14 protein-coding genes are annotated in these 18,239 nt (G+C 59.5%); 5 read left to right on the top strand and 9 right to left on the bottom strand.

What is annotated here, in order from left to right; translation table 11 throughout:
* Positions 1-19: 19 nt before the first annotated feature.
* Positions 20-490 (bottom strand): DUF1289 domain-containing protein, encoded by a 471-nt coding sequence (locus AC07W5_RS15025; RefSeq protein ID WP_494991419.1) that lies wholly within the window; start codon positions 488-490, stop codon positions 20-22.
* 407 nt (positions 491-897) lie between these two features.
* Here AC07W5_RS15025 and acnB point away from each other — a divergent pair, with 407 nt between their 5' ends.
* Entirely contained in the window at positions 898-3,498 is a 2,601-nt protein-coding gene (gene acnB, locus AC07W5_RS15020; protein ID WP_495023831.1) for a bifunctional aconitate hydratase 2/2-methylisocitrate dehydratase, read from the top strand.
* A gap of 51 nt (positions 3,499-3,549) precedes the next feature.
* On the opposite strand, the gene AC07W5_RS15015 is transcribed toward acnB, so the two are convergent.
* The 8 genes from AC07W5_RS15015 to glnT all read right to left on the bottom strand — a co-directional run bounded on the left by AC07W5_RS15015 (position 3,550) and on the right by glnT (position 13,834).
* Positions 3,550-5,217: a SulP family inorganic anion transporter gene (locus AC07W5_RS15015; RefSeq protein WP_495023830.1), complete on the bottom strand. Its 1,668-nt coding sequence runs from the start codon at positions 5,215-5,217 to the stop codon at positions 3,550-3,552.
* A 13-nt stretch (positions 5,218-5,230) separates the two neighbouring features.
* Positions 5,231-5,848: a ParB-like protein gene (locus AC07W5_RS15010; protein ID WP_495011839.1), complete on the bottom strand. Its 618-nt coding sequence runs from the start codon at positions 5,846-5,848 to the stop codon at positions 5,231-5,233.
* Between the two features lie 270 nt (positions 5,849-6,118).
* Positions 6,119-7,399, bottom strand: a complete 1,281-nt coding sequence (locus tag AC07W5_RS15005) for a serine/threonine transporter (protein WP_495011838.1) — start codon at positions 7,397-7,399, stop codon at positions 6,119-6,121.
* Between the two features lie 439 nt (positions 7,400-7,838).
* Positions 7,839-9,173, bottom strand: a complete 1,335-nt coding sequence (locus AC07W5_RS15000; protein WP_495023705.1) for an ammonium transporter — start codon at positions 9,171-9,173, stop codon at positions 7,839-7,841.
* A 314-nt stretch (positions 9,174-9,487) separates the two neighbouring features.
* Positions 9,488-10,810, bottom strand: coding sequence for an FMN-binding glutamate synthase family protein (locus AC07W5_RS14995; RefSeq protein ID WP_495023704.1), 1,323 nt, complete (start codon positions 10,808-10,810; stop codon positions 9,488-9,490).
* 10 nt (positions 10,811-10,820) lie between these two features.
* Positions 10,821-11,504, bottom strand: a complete 684-nt coding sequence (locus tag AC07W5_RS14990) for a protein glxC (RefSeq protein ID WP_495023703.1) — start codon at positions 11,502-11,504, stop codon at positions 10,821-10,823.
* Between the two features lie 11 nt (positions 11,505-11,515).
* On the bottom strand, positions 11,516-12,421 hold the full coding sequence (locus tag AC07W5_RS14985; protein WP_494991414.1) for a class II glutamine amidotransferase: 906 nt from the start codon (positions 12,419-12,421) through the stop codon (positions 11,516-11,518).
* Positions 12,422-12,499: 78 nt separating this feature from the next.
* The gene (gene glnT / locus AC07W5_RS14980) at positions 12,500-13,834 is read right to left on the bottom strand and encodes a type III glutamate--ammonia ligase (RefSeq protein ID WP_495023702.1); all 1,335 of its coding nucleotides are present in this window, start codon (positions 13,832-13,834) and stop codon (positions 12,500-12,502) included.
* 368 nt (positions 13,835-14,202) lie between these two features.
* Here glnT and AC07W5_RS14975 point away from each other — a divergent pair, with 368 nt between their 5' ends.
* The 4 genes from AC07W5_RS14975 (at position 14,203) to AC07W5_RS14960 (ending at position 18,238) form a co-directional block, all read left to right on the top strand.
* Complete coding sequence (locus tag AC07W5_RS14975) at positions 14,203-14,808, top strand: helix-turn-helix domain-containing protein (protein ID WP_495023701.1); 606 nt, start codon at positions 14,203-14,205, stop codon at positions 14,806-14,808.
* 405 nt (positions 14,809-15,213) lie between these two features.
* The gene (purU, locus tag AC07W5_RS14970) at positions 15,214-16,080 is read left to right on the top strand and encodes a formyltetrahydrofolate deformylase (protein ID WP_495023700.1); all 867 of its coding nucleotides are present in this window, start codon (positions 15,214-15,216) and stop codon (positions 16,078-16,080) included.
* Positions 16,077-16,997: a bifunctional methylenetetrahydrofolate dehydrogenase/methenyltetrahydrofolate cyclohydrolase FolD gene (gene folD, locus AC07W5_RS14965; RefSeq protein WP_495011834.1), complete on the top strand. Its 921-nt coding sequence runs from the start codon at positions 16,077-16,079 to the stop codon at positions 16,995-16,997. The genes purU and folD overlap by 4 nt, the downstream gene beginning before the upstream one ends.
* A complete protein-coding gene (locus tag AC07W5_RS14960; protein ID WP_495023699.1) occupies positions 16,997-18,238 on the top strand; it encodes an FAD-dependent oxidoreductase in 1,242 nt (413 codons plus the stop codon). Before folD ends, AC07W5_RS14960 begins: the two co-directional genes overlap by 1 nt.
* The last annotated feature ends 1 nt before the right edge of the window (position 18,239 follow it).

Raw genomic sequence — 18,239 nt, 5'->3', positions numbered from 1 at the left:
CGCCACTAGGTTTCAGCAATCAGGAACCGAAGGCATCCCTGAGAAAGCCCGGCGCGATGTAACGCTGATAATGAGCTTCAGACAGCAGGAAAAACTCCCGATCAATGGCATCACGCAGCTGCGGCAGGCTCCAGCCGCGAAACTCGGGCATTAACACCATGCCGTAGGCGTCCAGTTGGCTGATGACCCGCGCGCCACGGGCAATCAACTGATAGGCCCAGCAATATTCGGACTGATGGGGCACGAAGCGGATTTTTCGCTGCTCCAGCTGCTGACGCAGCCGTTTGGGGTCGAAAATTTCCAGTTTGCCGGCCATCACCTGCACCAGCAGCTGCTCCAGACGCAGCCAGACCGCACGTTTTTCTTCCTCGTTGTAGCCGTTCCAGTGAATCACTTCATGGTGGAAACGCTTGCAGCCACGGCATACCAGATCACCGTAAACAGTGGAGCAGAGGCCGACGCAGGGGGTCTTGATGGTCTGATTGGGCATAGGTAAGCAGAACGTGAGAAGCAAAACAGGTCGGCATGTTAGCCCTTTGTCTAACATTCATCACCCCTCAAAGTTCAGAGGCTAACTTACCTTAAAATTTTTTTTGCCGTAGAATCAGCCAGCCTTTTAAGGCGCCAATGTCCGTTAGAAGCTGTTTTCAAAGCGTCACGAGCACAGTCGTTCCTTCAGAGCGGTGTTGGCGAAGGGTTTTTCCAGCGGGGAAAAGCCCAACGCCAACCCTCATCAGCTCCCCGTTCTGCAGGCGTAAAACTTTGAAAGCAGCTTCTGTAAGGAATTGCCGGTAATTCTGGCTAAGTGGCCCACAACGCTACGCAGCGCATGAGTACGGCAATTTCGGGATGAGCGTCCCGGACACCCATTTGGGACCACTGATGAGGGTAATAACTGTGCTTGAAGCCTACCGCAAACATATCGAAGAGCGTGCAGCACTGGGTATCGTTCCCCAGCCGCTTAACGCCGAACAAACTGCAGGCCTGGTCGAGCTGCTGAAGAATCCCCCGGCTGGCGAAGAAGCTTTCCTCGTTGACCTGATCACCAATCGCGTACCGCCTGGCGTGGACGAAGCAGCCTATGTAAAGGCCGGTTTCCTCTCTGCTCTGGCCAAAGGCGAAGCCACTTCCCCTCTGCTCGACAAAAAGCGCGCTGTTGAACTGCTTGGCACCATGCAAGGCGGCTACAACATCGTGACGCTGGTTGACCTGCTCGACTCAGCCGAACTGGCTCCGGTCGCTGCCGCGCAACTCAAGCACACCCTGTTGATGTTCGATGCTTTCCACGACGTCGCGGAAAAAGCCAAGAACGGCAACGTTCACGCTCAAGGCGTATTGCAATCCTGGGCTGACGGCGAGTGGTTCAAGAACCGCCCTGTTCTGGCCGACAAGATCAGCCTGCGCGTATTCAAGGTCACCGGCGAAACCAACACCGACGACCTGTCCCCTGCTCCTGATGCCTGGTCCCGTCCAGACATCCCGCTGCACGCCCTGGCCATGCTGAAAATGGCCCGTGACGGCATCGTGCCTGATGAGCAAGGCGTCACCGGTCCCATGAAGCAGATCGAAACCATGCGCGGCGAAGGCTTCCCGATCGCCTACGTCGGCGACGTAGTGGGTACCGGTTCTTCGCGTAAATCGGCCACCAACTCGGTGCTGTGGTTCTTCGGCGACGACGTTCCTTACGTGCCGAACAAGCGCGCTGGCGGTTTCTGCTTCGGCAGCAAAATCGCTCCGATCTTCTACAACACCATGGAAGATGCCGGCGCACTGCCAATCGAATTCGACGTGACCAACATGAACATGGGCGACGTGATCGACCTGTACCCTCATGCCGGTAAAGTCACCAAGCACAACAGCGACGAAATCCTGACCACCTTCGAAATGAAGACCCCGGTCCTGCTCGACGAAGTCCGTGCTGGCGGTCGTATTCCGCTGATCATCGGCCGTGGCCTGACCGAGAAGGCGCGTGCCGAGCTGGGTCTGCCGCCGTCCGATCTGTTCAAGAAGCCGGAAGCTCCGGCTGAAAGCACCAAGGGCTTCACCCTGGCGCAGAAAATGGTCGGCAAGGCGTGCGGCGTAGCTGGCGTTCGTCCAGGTACCTACTGCGAACCGAAAATGACCACCGTCGGCTCCCAGGACACCACCGGTCCCATGACCCGTGACGAACTGAAAGACCTGGCGTGCCTGGGCTTCTCGACCGATCTGGTAATGCAGTCTTTCTGCCACACCGCGGCTTATCCAAAGCCGATCGACGTGACCACCCACCACACCCTGCCAGACTTCATCATGACCCGCGGCGGTGTTTCCCTGCGTCCGGGTGACGGCATCATCCACAGCTGGCTGAACCGCATGCTGCTGCCGGACACCGTCGGTACCGGTGGTGACTCCCACACCCGTTTCCCGATGGGGATCTCCTTCCCGGCCGGTTCCGGTCTGGTCGCTTTCGCCGCAGCCACTGGCGTGATGCCACTGGACATGCCGGAATCGATCCTGGTTCGCTTCAAAGGCAAAATGCAACCGGGCGTCACCCTGCGTGACCTGGTTCACGCCATTCCTTACTACGCGATCCAGGCTGGCCTGCTGACCGTAGAGAAGAAAGGCAAGAAGAACGCCTTCTCCGGCCGTATCCTGGAAATCGAAGGTCTCGACAACCTGAGCATCGAACAGGCATTCGAACTGTCCGACGCCTCGGCCGAGCGTTCCGCTGCCGGTTGCACCATCAAGCTGTCCAAAGAGTCGATCACCGAGTACCTGAGCTCCAACATCACCCTGCTGCGCTGGATGATCGGCGAAGGCTACGGCGATGCGCGTACTCTGGAACGCCGCGCTCAAGCGATGGAAGCCTGGATTGCCAACCCTGAGTTGATGGTTGCCGATGCTGACGCCGAATACGCTGAAATCATCGACATCGACCTGGCCGACATCAAAGAGCCTGTGCTCTGCGCGCCGAACGATCCGGACGACGCCCGTCTGCTGTCCAGCGTTGCTGGCCAGAAGATCGACGAAGTGTTCATCGGTTCGTGCATGACCAACATCGGTCACTTCCGCGCTGCCGGTAAACTGCTGGATCAGGTCAAGGGTCAGCTGCCAACCCGTCTGTGGCTGTCGCCGCCGACCAAAATGGACGCTCACCAGTTGACCGAAGAAGGCTACTACGGCATCTACGGCAAGGCTGGCGCGCGCATGGAAATGCCGGGCTGCTCGCTGTGCATGGGTAACCAGGCTCGCGTTGAACCGAACTCCACCGTAGTGTCGACATCGACCCGTAACTTCCCGAACCGTCTGGGCGACGGCGCAAACGTCTACCTGGCTTCGGCTGAGTTGGCGTCTGTTGCTTCGATCCTGGGTCGCCTGCCGACCGTCGAGGAGTACATGGCCTACGCGAAGGAAATCGACACCATGGCCAGCGATGTCTATCGCTACCTGAGTTTCGACCAGATCGCCGAGTTCCGTGAAGCTGCTGCGAATGCCAACATTCCGGTCATTCAAGCCTAACGTTACAACGCTATAGAAAACGCCGCGTATCTTGCGATACGCGGCGTTTTTTTATGCCTGCTGATCAGTCCATGCCTTCAGCGCCTCCTGAACCGCGCCGTCCACACTCAAACCACTGAGTATCACCTGCGAACGCTCGGTCACCGGCAAGGCCCGCAATGCCTCTTTGGCCTCGTGCTTCAAACGCGCCAGCACCAATCGCTTGCCTTCAACACTGACATGCCCAAAGAACTCCTCCAGCGCCTCGATGCTGGTGCCGTCCAGGTCAGGCGACTCTTCCAGACTCAAAATGACCGTATGAATCGGCTCTTCACTGTGACGTATCAATCTGAGCGCCCCGCCCAGGATCCGTTCGACATTGGCGAAAAACAGCGGCTCACCGGGGCGAAGAATGATCATCCCGGGAATTTTCAGGGCCAAGGGATGGCGTTGCAGATCGACGTAATCATGCCCTCCACCCATTTGCCCAAGGATCTGGATATCTGCCGAGGACATCTGCCTCAGCATCAGCACGACACTGATGGCGACCGCCACCAACAATCCATCCAGCACACCGAGTACCAGCACCGCCACCACGGCACAGGTGACCAGCAATCGGTCGCGGCGCCAGACAAAATAGCGCCCTAATGGCTGCAGGCTCAGCCCGCGAGCCAGGGCATGAATGACGATGGCCGCCAGCACCGGCTCCGGTGTCAACGCAATGTACGGCAGCACCGTCAGCACGATGGCCAGCACCACCAATGCGGCGATGCCACCTGCCAGGCGCGAGTCGGCACCCGCCGCCTCATTGGCAGAGGTCGCCGAATAACCAGCGCCCGCCGGCATACCATGAAACAGGCCGGAAATCAGATTAGCCGCCCCAAGCGCGAGCAAATCCCGGTTCGACGACACCCGATCGCCGTGCTTGAGGGCAAAGGAGCTGATCGAGCCGTACGACTCGGCATACAAGATCATGACCATGGCAAAGCCCAACTCACCCAGGCGCAACCAGTCGGCGAACGGCAACACCGGAAGATTCGGGATCTCCAGCCTCAAATCAATCACACCGATCAACTTCACCCCATAGGCCGGAAGGTTCAGCCATTGGCCAGCCGCAATACCGACCATCACCACCAGCAGTCCTCCCGGCAAGCGTTTGACCCGTGCGAACAGCCATAACAGTGCCAAGGCTAGCGCTGCAACGCCGGCACCGGCCCGGTTCCAGTGCGGTAACTGCTCCACTAACTCAGGCAGAAAACGGATCAGATTGCTGTTGGTCAGGTGCACGCCGACGATACTGGCGACCTGCTTGATGACGATGGTGATCGCCAGACCAAACGTAAACCCGCGCAATACCGGCTTGGCGATGAAGGACGTCACGCTGCCGAGCTTGAGCAGCCCCGCCAGCAGAAAGAACGCCCCGGTCACCAGCACCAGAGCGATCGCCAGCGTCAATCGCAGCGCTGAATCGCCACCCGCCAGCGTCACGGTCGCCGCCGCCAGCACCGCTGCCGAAGAGGACGTCGCGGAAACAATGGCGTAGCGGCTGGTACCGAACAACCCATAACAGAGCAAACCGGCGAACAATGCGATGACCCCGGCCTGAGGTGGTAACGCCGCGATGCTCGAATAGGCAACGGCTTCAGGCAACAGCAAACCAGCAATCGACAGGCCTGCAAGCAGATCCCGCGTGCGGTTTTGCGGTGGTGGTGCAGCCTGCTCCGGGGGGGACGCAGAGATTGGCGCGCGCGGACTAATCAGCAATCGGACCGACCCAGCCCGGCAGATATCGGGCTTCCTGACTGCGTGCAAGAGTCAGGGCTCTGTCCTGAAGTTTCGGGCCCTGATCGTTGATCAGTTCACTGGCAATCCGGCTGCGGAAAAAATCAGCCCAGAGAAACTCACTGAAGGGCGTCGCGTCCTTGGCGTAACCACCGGCACGTCGCAACTGCCCGGCCAGGCTGCGATAGGGATCGTCTTGCAAATCGGCGATACGCCGAGGGATGGCCTCATATGGACGCCTTTCGCCCTGGGCGTCGTAGGGGTGTGCCCACTGGTTAAAGTTCATCACATTCCAGAACGTCACCGGCTCGACAAAAGACAAATCCTTGAGCACCAGCAGCGCTACGAACTTGACCTCTTCTTGTAGCAGCGCCAAACCGAAATGATGGTGATCGACGATGTAATAACGCCCTTCAGGCCCCAGAATAGAGGGAAACCAATGATTCTCCAGCGCCGCAGCGCGCTCCTTGCGTTTGAGTTTTCCCCAGTCCTTGCGCTTGGCATTCACTTCGGCCAGGCCGACGGTGAGCTGCGTTGGATGCAGTTTTTCCAGCTTACCGGTGATCAGTTGCGGATGAGCACGAGCCATGTAGAGCCTCCAGATGAGAAAGCCCGAAACGTTTGGCGAGTTCACCTGTTTCTAACAGCAAGAACTGCACGGCGCGGGGCATAAGTCCCAAGCTTAGACGGCAATGGCGCTATGGCCTTGATACCCATCAAATATTCAACGAATCGGTAAGGCAACGTCAGCAAAACCGCCACAGCGCATTGCACGCTAAATCGGCGTCCGTCACTTTGTTCAAGCGCACGCTTATGAGTCGAGGGTCGGCCTGGAGGTCCAGGCTGACCCTGCACAGGCTCAGGCGGTGAGCGAATAAATCAACGCCGAAATCGCCACCAGGCCGACCAGTGTCACGAAGACGTTGGAGGCCTGGCCGCGATACGCAGCCATGGCCGGCACACGACGGATCGCATACATCGGCATCAGGAACAGAATCGCCGCGATGACCGGGCCACCCAGGGTCTCGATCATGCCCAGGATGCTCGGGTTGAGCGTCGCGACGATCCAGCACACCACCAGCATGAAGGCAGCGGTCATGCGATCCAGAGTCTTCGGTGCCGGGCGACGGCCACTCTTGACGATCAAGCCCTTCAGGCCTTCGCTGGCGCCAATGTAGTGCCCCAGGAACGACTTGGAGATGGCCACAAAGGCAATCAGCGGTGCGGCGAAAGCAATCGTCGGGTTGCTGAAGTGGTTGGCCAGGTACGACAGGATCGACAGGTTCTGCGCCTTCGCTTCAGCCAATTGCGCTGGCGACAAAGTCAGCACGCAGCTAAAGACAAAGAACAGCACCATCACCACCATCAAGCCGTGGGCGCGAGACAGGATCTGCGAGCTGCGCTCTTCAGCATGGGTGCCATAACGACGCTTCTGGTCCACCGCAAACGCCGAGATGATCGGCGAATGGTTGAACGAGAACACCATCACTGGAATCGCCAGCCACAGCGTGTGCAGCAAGGCCGAAGGCTCAGGCAGCGTGGTCGCAGTGGCGAGAATGCCGCCGGTCCAGTGCGGAACCAGGAACACTGCCAGGAAAAGCAACGCAACGATGAACGGATAGACCATCAGGCTCATGGCCTTGACGATCGCCTGTTCGCCACAGCGCACCACTGCCAACAGGCCGAGAATCAGCACGAACGACAGAATCGCCCGCGGTGGCGGCATGATGTGCAACTGGTGCTCGAGGAAACTGCCCACGGTGTTGGTCAGGGCTACGCTGTAGATCAGCAGAATCGGGAAGATGGCGAAGAAATACAACAAGGTGATCAGCGCGCCAGCCTTGATCCCGAAATGCTCTTCGACCACTTCGGTGATGTCCGCACCCGCACGGCCGGAGAGCACGAAGCGGTTGAGGCCGCGGTGCGCATAAAATGTCATCGGAAACGCCAGCAGCGCCAGAATCAACAGCGGCCAGAAGCCGCCTAGACCAGCGTTGATAGGCAAAAACAGGGTACCCGCACCGATTGCCGTGCCAAACAGGCCCAGCATCCAGGTAGTGTCATGACGATTCCAGCTACTTAGGCTTGCTGGTACCGCCGCATCAAAGCGTTCGTCGACGCTATTGGCCTGATCATTCATCCGGTCGGATCTCCGCATTCCGGTCATTTGCCACACAGCCGGAGCGAGTCAGAAAAAGCTGACAGGCAGCGCCCCGGCCGTAACAGGGGCGCGATTCTCCGGGATTAATCAACAGAAGCAAAGACTTAGCTGAGAAGCGGTAAAGCGGATGAGCTTGACCGCCAGAAATTTGCTGTGGCAGCAACGCCCTCATCGCAGTTCAGCTCGGCTCCTACAAAAAAGCCGGAACCAAGGCTAATGCCAGTCAGTTAAGCGAACGCAGCCTTTGTAGGAGCAGCCGGTCGACGCTCGATTGCTCGCGATGGACCTGAGGGCGACGCGTTTATCCAGCAAACACGCGTCATCGTTAACGTCCATCGCGAACAAGCTCGCTCCTACACATACCCTTAACTGACTGGCATTGGGAACCAAGGCTCCTCATCTTTTTTAACCTGCCGGATCACACGCTATAAGCACGCTCGTCATGCTCGGCCAGGTCCAGGCCCACTGTCTCGTTCTCGCCGCTGGTGCGCAGGCCGATGGTCCATTCCAGTACCTTGAGGATGATCAGGCTCACGACAAAGCAGTAGACGAAGGTGAAGCTGACGCCCTTCAACTGAGTCAGCACCTGAGTCACGATATCCAGATTCTCCACATACCCGCCCAATGCAGGAGACGCGAAGACGCCGGTCAGGATCGCACCGACGATTCCGCCAATGCCATGCAGGCTGAACACATCCAGCGAATCATCGTAACCAAGCTTCTGCTTCAACTGGCTGACGCCGAAGAAACATGCGGCCCCGGTGATCAGGCCAATCGCCAAGGCGCCGGCCGGACCGACATAAGCACAGGCCGGGGTGATACCGACGAGGCCGGCCAATGCACCTGAGGCCGCACCGAGCGCGCTGGGCCGACCCTGGATCAGGGATTCGGTGAGCATCCAGCCGACGACCCCGGCGCACGCTGCCACCTGGGTGGTCAGCATGATGATCCCGGCACCGGTATTCACCGCGGCTCCCGAGCCGATATTGAATCCGAACCAGCCAACCCACAGCAGACCGGCGCCCATCAGGGTGAAACCGAGGTTATGCGGTGGCATCGCGACGTTCGGGTAGCCTTTGCGTTTGCCCAGTACCAGGCACGCCACCAGTGCCGCCACGCCCGCATTGATATGCACAGCAGTGCCGCCGGCGAAATCCAGTACCCCCCAATTGACCATCAAGCCGCCGGGGCCGCCCCAGATCATGTGTGCGACTGGCGCGTAGACAAAGGTGAACCACAGCGCCATGAACGCCAGCGCGGCGCTGAACTTCATGCGTTCGGCGAAACCACCGGCAATCAGCGCCGGCGTAATGATCGCGAAGGACATCTGGAACACGCTGTAGACGCCTTCGGGAATACTGCCGACCAGGCTGTCGTGGGTCATGTCGAGCATGAACACTTTGCTGAAACCGCCGACAAAGCTGTTCAGATTGACTTCACCGGCGACCATACCGGTCGCGTCGACGACGATGCTGTAGCCGTAGACCACCCACAGCACACCGATCACCCCGGCGATGGCAAGCAACTGAGTGAACACCGAGAGGAAATTTTTTGCCCGGACCATCCCGCCATAAAACAGCGCCAGGCCCGGAATGCACATCAACAACACGAACATCGTCGCGGTCATCATCCAGGCGGTGGTACCAGTGTCCAGGGTGACATCGGCCGCCGAGGCCAGAGGCGACAGGCACAGTGCCGCGAACATCAGCGTCAGCCGGGAGAAGGTCAGCCGTGAATCAGGGAATGGAATCATTGTCAGCAAGCTCCAGAGCAGGAAAGTCGTCTAAAGGGGGCTGGCAGAGCAAGGAAAGTGCGAGGCCATGAGGCCTCGCGGTGCATACGGGTCTGTGCCCGTTAGGGGTAAAACCGGAGACCTGTAGGAACGGGCTTGCCCTAATGCCGGGCAGTTAAGGGTATGTAGGAGCGAGCTTGCTCGCGATGGGCTCAAGGGCGGCGCGTTGATTCAGCAAGCGCGCGTTATCGTTAACGTCTATCGCGAGCAAGCTCGCTCCTACATACCCTTAACTCACTGGCATTGGGGCTAGCCCACTCCCACAGGTTCCGCGTTTAGTACTGCTGCCCAGGAATCCACGAAGTCCCGGCCAACGGCACGCGGGCCATGGCGGCGGCTTCCACGGTCAAGGCCACCAGATCCTCAGGGTCGAGGTTATGCAGGTGCGACTTGCCGCAGGCCCGGGCCATGGTCTGGGCTTCGAGGACCAACACCCGCAGGTAGTTGGCCAGACGTCGACCGCCCTCCACCGGATCAAGCCGTTTGGACAGTTCCGTGTCCTGGGTGGTGATACCCGCCGGGTCGCGGCCCGCTTGCCAGTCATCGTAGAAACCGGCGGCCGAACCAAGCTTTCGCAGTTCCTCGTCCAGACGTGGATGGTTGTCACCCAGGGCGATCAACGCCGCCGTACCAATGGCCACCGCATCCGCGCCGAGGGCCATGGCCTTGGCCACGTCGGCACCGTTACGGATACCGCCGGAAACGATCAACTGCACCTTGCGATGCATGCCCTCCTCCTGCAACGCCTGCACCGCAGGCGGGATGGCGCCGAGAATCGGAATGCCGACATGCTCGATAAAGACTTCCTGAGTCGCCGCCGTGCCGCCTTGCATGCCGTCGAGCACAATCACGTCGGCACCGGCCTTGATCGCCAGTTTGACGTCGTAGTACGGACGGCTCGCGCCGATCTTCACGTAGATCGGTTTTTCCCAATCGGTGATTTCACGGATCTCGGCGATCTTGATCGCCAGGTCGTCCGGCCCGGTCCAATCCGGGTGACGGCAGGCACTGCGTTGATCGACGCCGATGGGCAGCGTGCGCATCCCGGCCACGCGCTCGGTGACTTTCATGCCCAGCAGCATGCCGCCGCCACCTGGTTTGGCGCCCTGCCCCAGGACGATTTCGATGGCATCGGCCTTGCGCAGATCATCCGGGTTCATGCCGTAACGCGATGGCAGGTACTGATAAACCAGGTGCTGGGACTGTCCGCGCTCTTCCGGGGTCATGCCGCCGTCGCCGGTGGTGGTGCTGGTCCCGGCGATGGTTGCGCCACGGCCCAGGGCTTCCTTGGCATTCGCCGACAAGGCGCCGAAGCTCATGCCGGCAATGGTTACCGGAATCTTCAAGTGCAGGGGCTTTTTGGCGAAGCGGTTGCCGAGGATCACATCGGTGCCGCATTTCTCGCGATAGCCTTCCAGCGGATAGCGGGAAACACTGGCGCCGAGCAACAGCAAGTCATCGAAGTGCGGCAGCTTGCGCTTGGTGCCTCCACCGCGAATGTCGTAGATGCCGGTTTCGGCGGCGCGCTGGATTTCCTGAATGCTCAGGCGGTCGAAGGTCGCGGATTCGCGCAGGACCGGAACAGGTTTGTCGCTCATTGTGTTCTCCTTAGTACGCGGACGCGTTATCGACTTTGAAGTTGTACAACTGACGGGCCGAACCGTAGCGTTTGAAGGCTTTCGGGTCAGCGGTGAAACCGGCTTGGTCCAGCAGCTCTTTGATCTCGGCAAGATGTTCGTCGCGCATTTCCTTTTCAATGCAGTCCGACCCCAGCGACTGCACGCTGCCCTGCACGTAGATCCGGGTTTCGTAGAGCGAATCGCCCAAGGCATCCCCGGCATCGCCGCAGACCACCAGACGCCCGGCCTGGCCCATGAAGCAGCTCATGTGGCCGATGCTGCCGCCGACCACGATGTCGATGCCTTTCATGGAGATCCCGCAACGCGCACCGGCGTCGCCCTCGATCACCAGCAAGCCGCCATGAGCGGTGGCGCCAGCGGCCTGGGAGGCGCTGCCCTTGACCCGTACCGAGCCGGACATCATGTTTTCCGCCACACCGGTGCCGACGTTGCCGTGCACAGTGATGTGGGCTTTCTTGTTCATGCCTGCGCAGTAGTAACCGGCGTGGCCCTGGATATCGATGAACAGTTCCTGGTCAACGCCGACCGCAATGTTGTGCGCGCCGTTGGAATGGGTCACCACCCACTCAGCAAAGCTCAGTTGTCTGGCCTGGTCGTGCAGCCCCTGATTGAGCTCGCGTACTTCACTGACAGATAGATCGATAGTTTTCATAACGGGGCTCCTCAGGCGCTTTTGCGTTCCCAGATGTACATGGTGGATGGCGCCGGTTCCCAGACCTTGGCGTTCTCGATGCCGGGCAGGCTCGAAAGCGCCTGGTATTCCGAGGCCATGGCGACGTAGTCGTCGGTTTCGGCGAGGATCGCCGGCTTGCAGGCAATCGGGTCGCGGATCACCGCGAAGCCGTTGCGGGTGCCGATGGCGAACGTGAAGAAGCCGTCGAGGTCGTCCAGCGCGTGATCCAGCGCCACTTTCAGCGAGTCGCCCTGTTGCAGGCGCCAGGCCAGGTAACCGGCGGCGACTTCAGTGTCGTTCTCGGTCTGGAACACGATGCCCTGACGCTTGAGTTCCTGGCGCAGGCGGAAGTGGTTGGACAACGAGCCGTTGTGCACCAGGCACAGGTCGGCACCGGTGGAAAACGGGTGGCTGCCTTCCATGGTCACCGCGCTTTCGGTGGCCATGCGGGTGTGGCCGATAATGTGACTGCCTTTCATCCCGGCGAGGTTGAAACGCTCGGAGATCTCCTTGGGCAAGCCCATGCCCTTGAGGATTTCAATGCTTTGACCGGCGCTCATGATGCGCACGCCCGGCGCCAGTTCGGCCAGTGCACTGCGAACAGCGGCTTCTTTGGCGGGGGTTTTCAACACCACTGCGCTGGCGTTCTGAAACCAGTTCACGGACTGGCCGAGCCGGCCTTCCAGCGCGCCCATCAGGGCATTGAAGTCAAAACCGGGCACCGTGCTTTGCAGGGTCAGCTTGACCGAGCCTTCAGCCACTTCATCGCCATAAATGGCAAAGCCGGCGCTGTCCGGGCCACGGTCGGTCATCGACAGCAGCATGGGTTCGAAGAGTTTGCCAAGCCGGGACTCCAGCGCTGGATTCTTCAAGTACAGACCTACGATTCCGCACATACATTTCTCCTACTGGGCAGCCGGTTCCTCGATCAGAGGTACCGGGTCGATACAAAACGGGTGGTTGAAAAGGCTCGTTTAGAAAAATTCGGTGTAGCGCTGGATCTCCCAATCGGAGACGTGGCGGCTGTACTCGACCCATTCCATGCGTTTGAGCTCGATGAACTCGTTGACGATTTCGCTTCCGAGTTTTTCCCGGAACAACGGATCGGCATCCAGCGCGTCACAGGCTTCCTTGAGGCTTTGCGGCAAGGTGGCGATGCCACGGCCAGCGATTTCTTCGAGGCTCAGGGAGTAGAGGTTTTCGTTGCACGGCGGCCCTGCTTCCAGCTTGCGGTCGATTCCGTCCAGGCCGGCAGCGATGATCGCGGCGCTGACCAGGTACGGGTTGCAACCGGCATCCGGCAGGCGAAACTCGAGGCGCCCGTAAGGGACACGGACCATCGCCGAGCGGTTGTTGGAGCCGTAGGCAACGAACGCTGGAGCCCAGGTCGAACCGGAAAGCGAACGGCCGACCACCAGGCGTTTGTAAGAGTTGACCGTCGGCGCGGCGAAAGCACACAACGCCGGACCATGGGCCAGCAGGCCGGCCGCGAAGTGATAGGCCATTTTCGACAGGCCCATGCCACTTGAGTCGCTGGCGTCATGGAACAGGTTCTTGTTCACAGCGTCAGCGATCGACAAGTGAAAGTGCATGCCGTTGCCCGCACGTTTGGGGTCAGGCTTGGGCATGAACGAGCAGATCATCCCCAGGTCGTTGGCGACTTCACCGGCGGCCATGCGGAAGAAGGTGAAACGATCGGCCGAAGTCAGCGCATCGCTGTAGGTGTAGTTGATCTCGAACTGGCCGTTGGCGTCTTCGTGATCGATCTGATAGATGTCGAAATCGACTTTCTGCAACGCTTCGGTAAGGTTCTCCAAGAACTGCCGCGAGCGCGACAGGCCTTTGTAGTCGTAGCAGGGTTTGTCCAGGTTATCGCTGGCATCAACGCTGCATAGCTTGCCTTCGGCGTCACGACGGAACAGGCTGAACTCAGGTTCCAGGCCGGTATTGAGGGTCCAGCCGCGAGCACTCAGGCGCTCCACCTGGCGCATCAAGACGTAACGCGAATCGTAAGGATGGGGTTCGTTGTTGACATGGCCGACGCAGACGATGCGCCCGTAACCCGGCTGCCAAGGCACCGCCGTCAAGGTACTCAGGTCGCCCTTGGCCATGAAGTCCGGGCCGTGGGGTTGCATGCCCATGCCGCAGATGGCAAAACCGGCAAAGCCGGCGCCACTGTCGATCACCGTCTGTAACCCGGAAACAGGTACCGACTTGGTTTTCGCCGAGCCGTGAATATCCACGAACTGAGCCAGCACGTATTTGATTTTGTGCTCATCGATGATTCGTTGTGTATCTGTGGGCAACATCACATATGACTCCTCGAGCAAGGCAAAACAGCGGGATCTGCTGGGAGGGTCGGCCGAAGTCGTTAACGATTGCCCAGTGCTAGAATTCAGCTGGACGAGACCTGAAGCCAACCCGATTATTCTCACAAAGAAATTTACTTTCCTAATGAGAATGCAATTGCCTTGCCAGATTTGCTTTCAGATAGCCGCTGCACAGCGCCCGGCGCCAGGAAACGCTGGTGTTTCAAGGGCTCGTCAGGGAAATGAGTGTCGCAACGGGCAAACTTCAGACATGCTGGAACCGCTCAGGCTGGAGAAATGACGGGTAGCAGCAGAAGTGCATCGCACATTCATAGTGCGAAATTTATATTCATGATCGGAAATGAAGCATGAACAAAGTGATTCCCACCGAGGCCGAGCCCCGCTTGAGGCTCGAGCAATATCTGGGCGTGCAAATCAAGCGGCAGCGGCAATTGCAGGAATTGAAGATTGCCGATGTGGCGCAACTGGCCGGCATCAGCCAGGGCATGCTCAGCAAGATCGAAAATGCCCAGGTGTCCACCAGCCTCGATACCTTGAGCCGCCTGTGCGACGCCCTCGGTATGCCGATGTCGAAACTCTTCAGTCAATACGACCAGCAAGGCAGTGGCGCCCTGCTGGTGCGCAAGGGTGAAGGGATGCAGGTGGTGCGTCGCGGCACCGACAAAGGCCACACCTATCACCTGCTCAACCATACCCGTGGGCCGAAGAAAACCTTCGAGGCTTACATGGTCACCATGGACGATGCCAGCGAAGAGTTCCCGACCTTCTCCCATCCGGGCACCGAGTTTCTCTATCTGCTCAAAGGCGAAATCGTCTACCGCCACGGTAACCAGCTCTATCACATGAAAGCCGGCGACAGCCTGACATTCGATGGCGAAGTCCCTCACGGCCCCGAGCAGTTGGTGAAAGTGCCGATCCAGCTGCTGTCGATCATGAACTACGGCGACGATTGATCAAGGCTCAGCACATCCCCCGTAGCAGCTGGCGTAGCCTGCGTTCGGCGGCGTAGCCGTCGTAAATCCAACCTCCACGGTTAAGCTGAAACACCGCAGGGTCCGATTTTACGACTGCTTCGCAGCCGGACGCAGCCTGGCGGCAGCTGCTACAGGGCATCAGCGCTTGGCCACGATGCAACATCCAGAACAACCCTCCTCCCCTCGCGCCGCCTTTCTTCCTCCTCGCAAAAAAAACCAAAACAACGCTGGACGGCGTTTTTTATTTCACCTATAAAAAGCGCCACAGGAATATTTTATTCGCACAGAGAATCTTTATTCAGCGATGAATTTAATTCCCACCGATGAATATTCATCGACTCCACAGCCCCCTTAGCCTGTATGTCACCCTTGCGAGGACCCGTAATGAGTACCGAACCGGACCACTTCATTTTCAAGATCAGCTGCCCGGCGACATCGGGTATCGTCGCCGCCGTGACCTCCTTTCTCGCCGAGAACCGCTGCTACATCAGCGAACTGGCGCAGTTCGACGACGAGGAGACCGGTCAGTTCTTCATGCGCGCGGTCTTTCGCTTCAACAGCGGCGTCACGGGTGACATCGAAACCTTGCGCCGGGGCTTCGATGAAGTGGCCGTGGCACTGAACATGGACTGGCAATTGCACGCCGTCGCCCAACCGATGCGCGTGTTGATCATGGTCAGCAAATTCGACCACTGCCTGACCGACCTGCTGTACCGCCACCACAAAGGCGAGATGGACATGCAGATCACCGCCATCGTCTCCAACCATCTGGAGCTGCGACCCATGGCCGAACGTGAAGGCATCCGTTTCATCTACCTGCCGGTGACCAAGGACACCAAGGCCCAGCAGGAAGCCGCGCTGCTGAAGATCGTCGAAGAGACGCAGACCGAGCTGGTGGTGCTGGCGCGTTACATGCAAATTCTTTCCGATGACCTGTGCAAGCAATTGTCGGGCCGGGCGATCAACATCCATCACTCGTTCCTGCCCGGTTTCAAGGGTGCCAAGCCCTACCATCAGGCCCACCAGCGCGGGGTGAAACTGATCGGCGCGACAGCGCACTACGTCACCTCGGACCTGGACGAAGGTCCGATCATCGAGCAGGAGGTGCAACGGGTCGATCACGCCTACAAGGCAGACGATCTGGTGACTATCGGCCGCGATACGGAAACCGTCGCGCTGTCCAAAGCCGTCAAATATCACCTGCAACACCGGGTGTTCATCAATCGCGAAAAAACGGTGATCTTCCGATGAACAGTTCTATCCCGCTCGCCCGCGACATCGACGGCAAAGCCATTGCTTCCCAGGTCCTCAGCGAGGTCGCGGCCGAAGTCCGTGAACTGGCACAACAGCAGGTGACGCCGACGCTGGCCGTGGTATTGGTCGGTGAAGACCCGGCCAGTCAGGTCTATGTGCGCAACAAGATTCTTCGCGCCAAAGAGGCCGGAATCGGCTCACTGGAACAGCGCTTGCCCGCGACCACCAGCCAGGCGCAATTGCTCGCGGTGATCGCCGAGCTGAACGCCGACCCGACGGTCAACGGTATTCTCGTGCAACTGCCGGTGCCGGCGCATATCGATGAAGGCGCGGTGATTCAGGCGATCGACCCGATCAAGGATGTCGATGGCTTTCATCGGGAGAACGTCGGTGGTCTGGTCCAGGGCCAGGAAGTCCTTACGCCGTGTACGCCAAGCGGCTGCATGCGCCTGTTGCACGACACTTGCGGTGACCTGAGCGGCAAGCATGCGGTGGTGATCGGCCGCTCGAACATCGTCGGCAAGCCCATGGCGACCCTGTTGTTGCAGGCCCACTGTTCGGTCAGCGTGGTGCATTCGCGCAGCGTTGACGCCGCAGCCCTGTGTCGTCTGGCGGACATCGTGGTGGCTGCCGTCGGCCGTGCGCAGATGATCGATGCCAGTTGGCTGAAACCCGGCGCGGTGGTGATCGATGTCGGCATCAACCGCATCGAGACTGAACACGGCAGCCGCCTGGTGGGCGATGTCGATTACGCCAGCGCCCGCACCGTCGCCAGCGCCATTACCCCGGTGCCCGGCGGTGTCGGCCCGATGACCATTGCCTACCTGTTGAAAAACACCGTGATCGCCACCCGCCTGCAACTGCAACGGGCTGCCGACTCGCCTGCCACTCAACCGCCGATCCAGGAGGCGTGATGCCCTTTAATCTCTTGAAGTACGGCCTCTCCTGCGAGTACACGGCTGAGATGGACCTGCCACCGCCCAAGGAACTCAAGTCATCCTACGACGTAGTGATCATCGGCGGCGGCGGTCATGGCGTGGCAATTGCCTATTACCTGGCCAAGTACCACGGCATCACCAATGTCGCGGTGCTGGAAAAATCCTATCTGGGTGGCGGCAACACGGCGCGTAACACCGCAGTGATTCGCTCCAACTACTTGACCAGCGAAGGCGTGCGTTTCTACAGCGAGTCGGTGAAGTTGTTCAAGGACCTGTCCAACGAGTTCGACTTCAACATCATGTACTCCGAGCGCGGCCAACTGACCCTCGCCCACACCGACGCAACGGTCCGGGCTTTCCGCCAACGCGCTGAGGTGAACAAGCATTTCGGTGGCCGTACGGAAATGATCGACCGCCAGCAGATCCGTGAGCTGGTGCCCAGCCTCAACCTCGACCCCGGCCACCTGCCGGTCCTGGCTGGCCTTTGGCATATCGATGGCGGCACTGCCCGGCATGACGCCGTGGCCTGGGGCTACGCCAAGGGCGCAGCGAAACGCGGAGTGGAAATCCATCAGCTGACCGAAGTGCAGGACCTGATTATCGAAAATGGCCGGATCACCGCAGTGAAAACCAACCGCGGCACGATTCAGTGCGGCTGCGCGGTACAAGCCGTGGCCGGGCACAGTTCATTGATGGCCAAGAAGGCCAAAATCGACATGCCCATCGTCTGCTATCCGCTGCAAGCCATGGTCACCCAACCGTTCAAGCCGTTCCTCGATCCGCTGGTGAGCTCGTCGGCGCTGCACTGTTACGTGCAGCAGACCAGCCGTGGCGAAGTGGTGTTCGGCGGCGGCTCCGACCCCTACCCGCTCTATAACACCCGCTCGACCCTGGACCTGAAGGAAAGCCTGATTTCTGCCGCCATCGAAATGTTCCCGTTCCTGGCCAATGCCAAGCTGATGCGCCAGTGGGCCGGGATCACCGACATGACCCCCGATTACAGCCCGATCATGGGCCTGTCGCCGGTCGACAATTACTATCTGGATGCCGGTTGGGGGACCTGGGGCTTCAAGGCCACGCCGATCTGCGGCAAGACCATGGCCGAACTGGTCGCCTCCGGTGGCAAGGTTCCGGACCTGATCAAGCCTTTTGGCCTGGAACGCTTCTCGACCTTCCAGCAAGTCAACGAGATGGGCGCGACCGCGGCCAGTCACTAAG

The sequence above is a fragment of the Pseudomonas sp. GW821-FHT01E05 genome, from assembly GCF_059422425.1.
Note: the sequence above shows the minus strand (reverse complement) of the source record. Positions and strands in the feature narration are given on the sequence as shown.

Coding starts and splice junctions, on each gene's coding strand:
- AC07W5_RS15025 (WP_494991419.1), bottom strand. CDS start 490: ATGCCCAATCAGACCATCAAGACCCCCTGCGTCGGCCTCTGCTCCACT.
- AC07W5_RS15010 (WP_495011839.1), bottom strand. CDS start 5,848: ATGGCTCGTGCTCATCCGCAACTGATCACCGGTAAGCTGGAAAAACTG.
- AC07W5_RS15005 (WP_495011838.1), bottom strand. CDS start 7,399: ATGAATGATCAGGCCAATAGCGTCGACGAACGCTTTGATGCGGCGGTA.
- AC07W5_RS15000 (WP_495023705.1), bottom strand. CDS start 9,173: ATGATTCCATTCCCTGATTCACGGCTGACCTTCTCCCGGCTGACGCTG.
- AC07W5_RS14995 (WP_495023704.1), bottom strand. CDS start 10,810: ATGAGCGACAAACCTGTTCCGGTCCTGCGCGAATCCGCGACCTTCGAC.
- AC07W5_RS14990 (WP_495023703.1), bottom strand. CDS start 11,504: ATGAAAACTATCGATCTATCTGTCAGTGAAGTACGCGAGCTCAATCAG.
- AC07W5_RS14985 (WP_494991414.1), bottom strand. CDS start 12,421: ATGTGCGGAATCGTAGGTCTGTACTTGAAGAATCCAGCGCTGGAGTCC.
- glnT (WP_495023702.1), bottom strand. CDS start 13,834: ATGTTGCCCACAGATACACAACGAATCATCGATGAGCACAAAATCAAA.
- AC07W5_RS14975 (WP_495023701.1), top strand. CDS start 14,203: ATGAACAAAGTGATTCCCACCGAGGCCGAGCCCCGCTTGAGGCTCGAG.
- purU (WP_495023700.1), top strand. CDS start 15,214: ATGAGTACCGAACCGGACCACTTCATTTTCAAGATCAGCTGCCCGGCG.
- folD (WP_495011834.1), top strand. CDS start 16,077: ATGAACAGTTCTATCCCGCTCGCCCGCGACATCGACGGCAAAGCCATT.
- AC07W5_RS14960 (WP_495023699.1), top strand. CDS start 16,997: ATGCCCTTTAATCTCTTGAAGTACGGCCTCTCCTGCGAGTACACGGCT.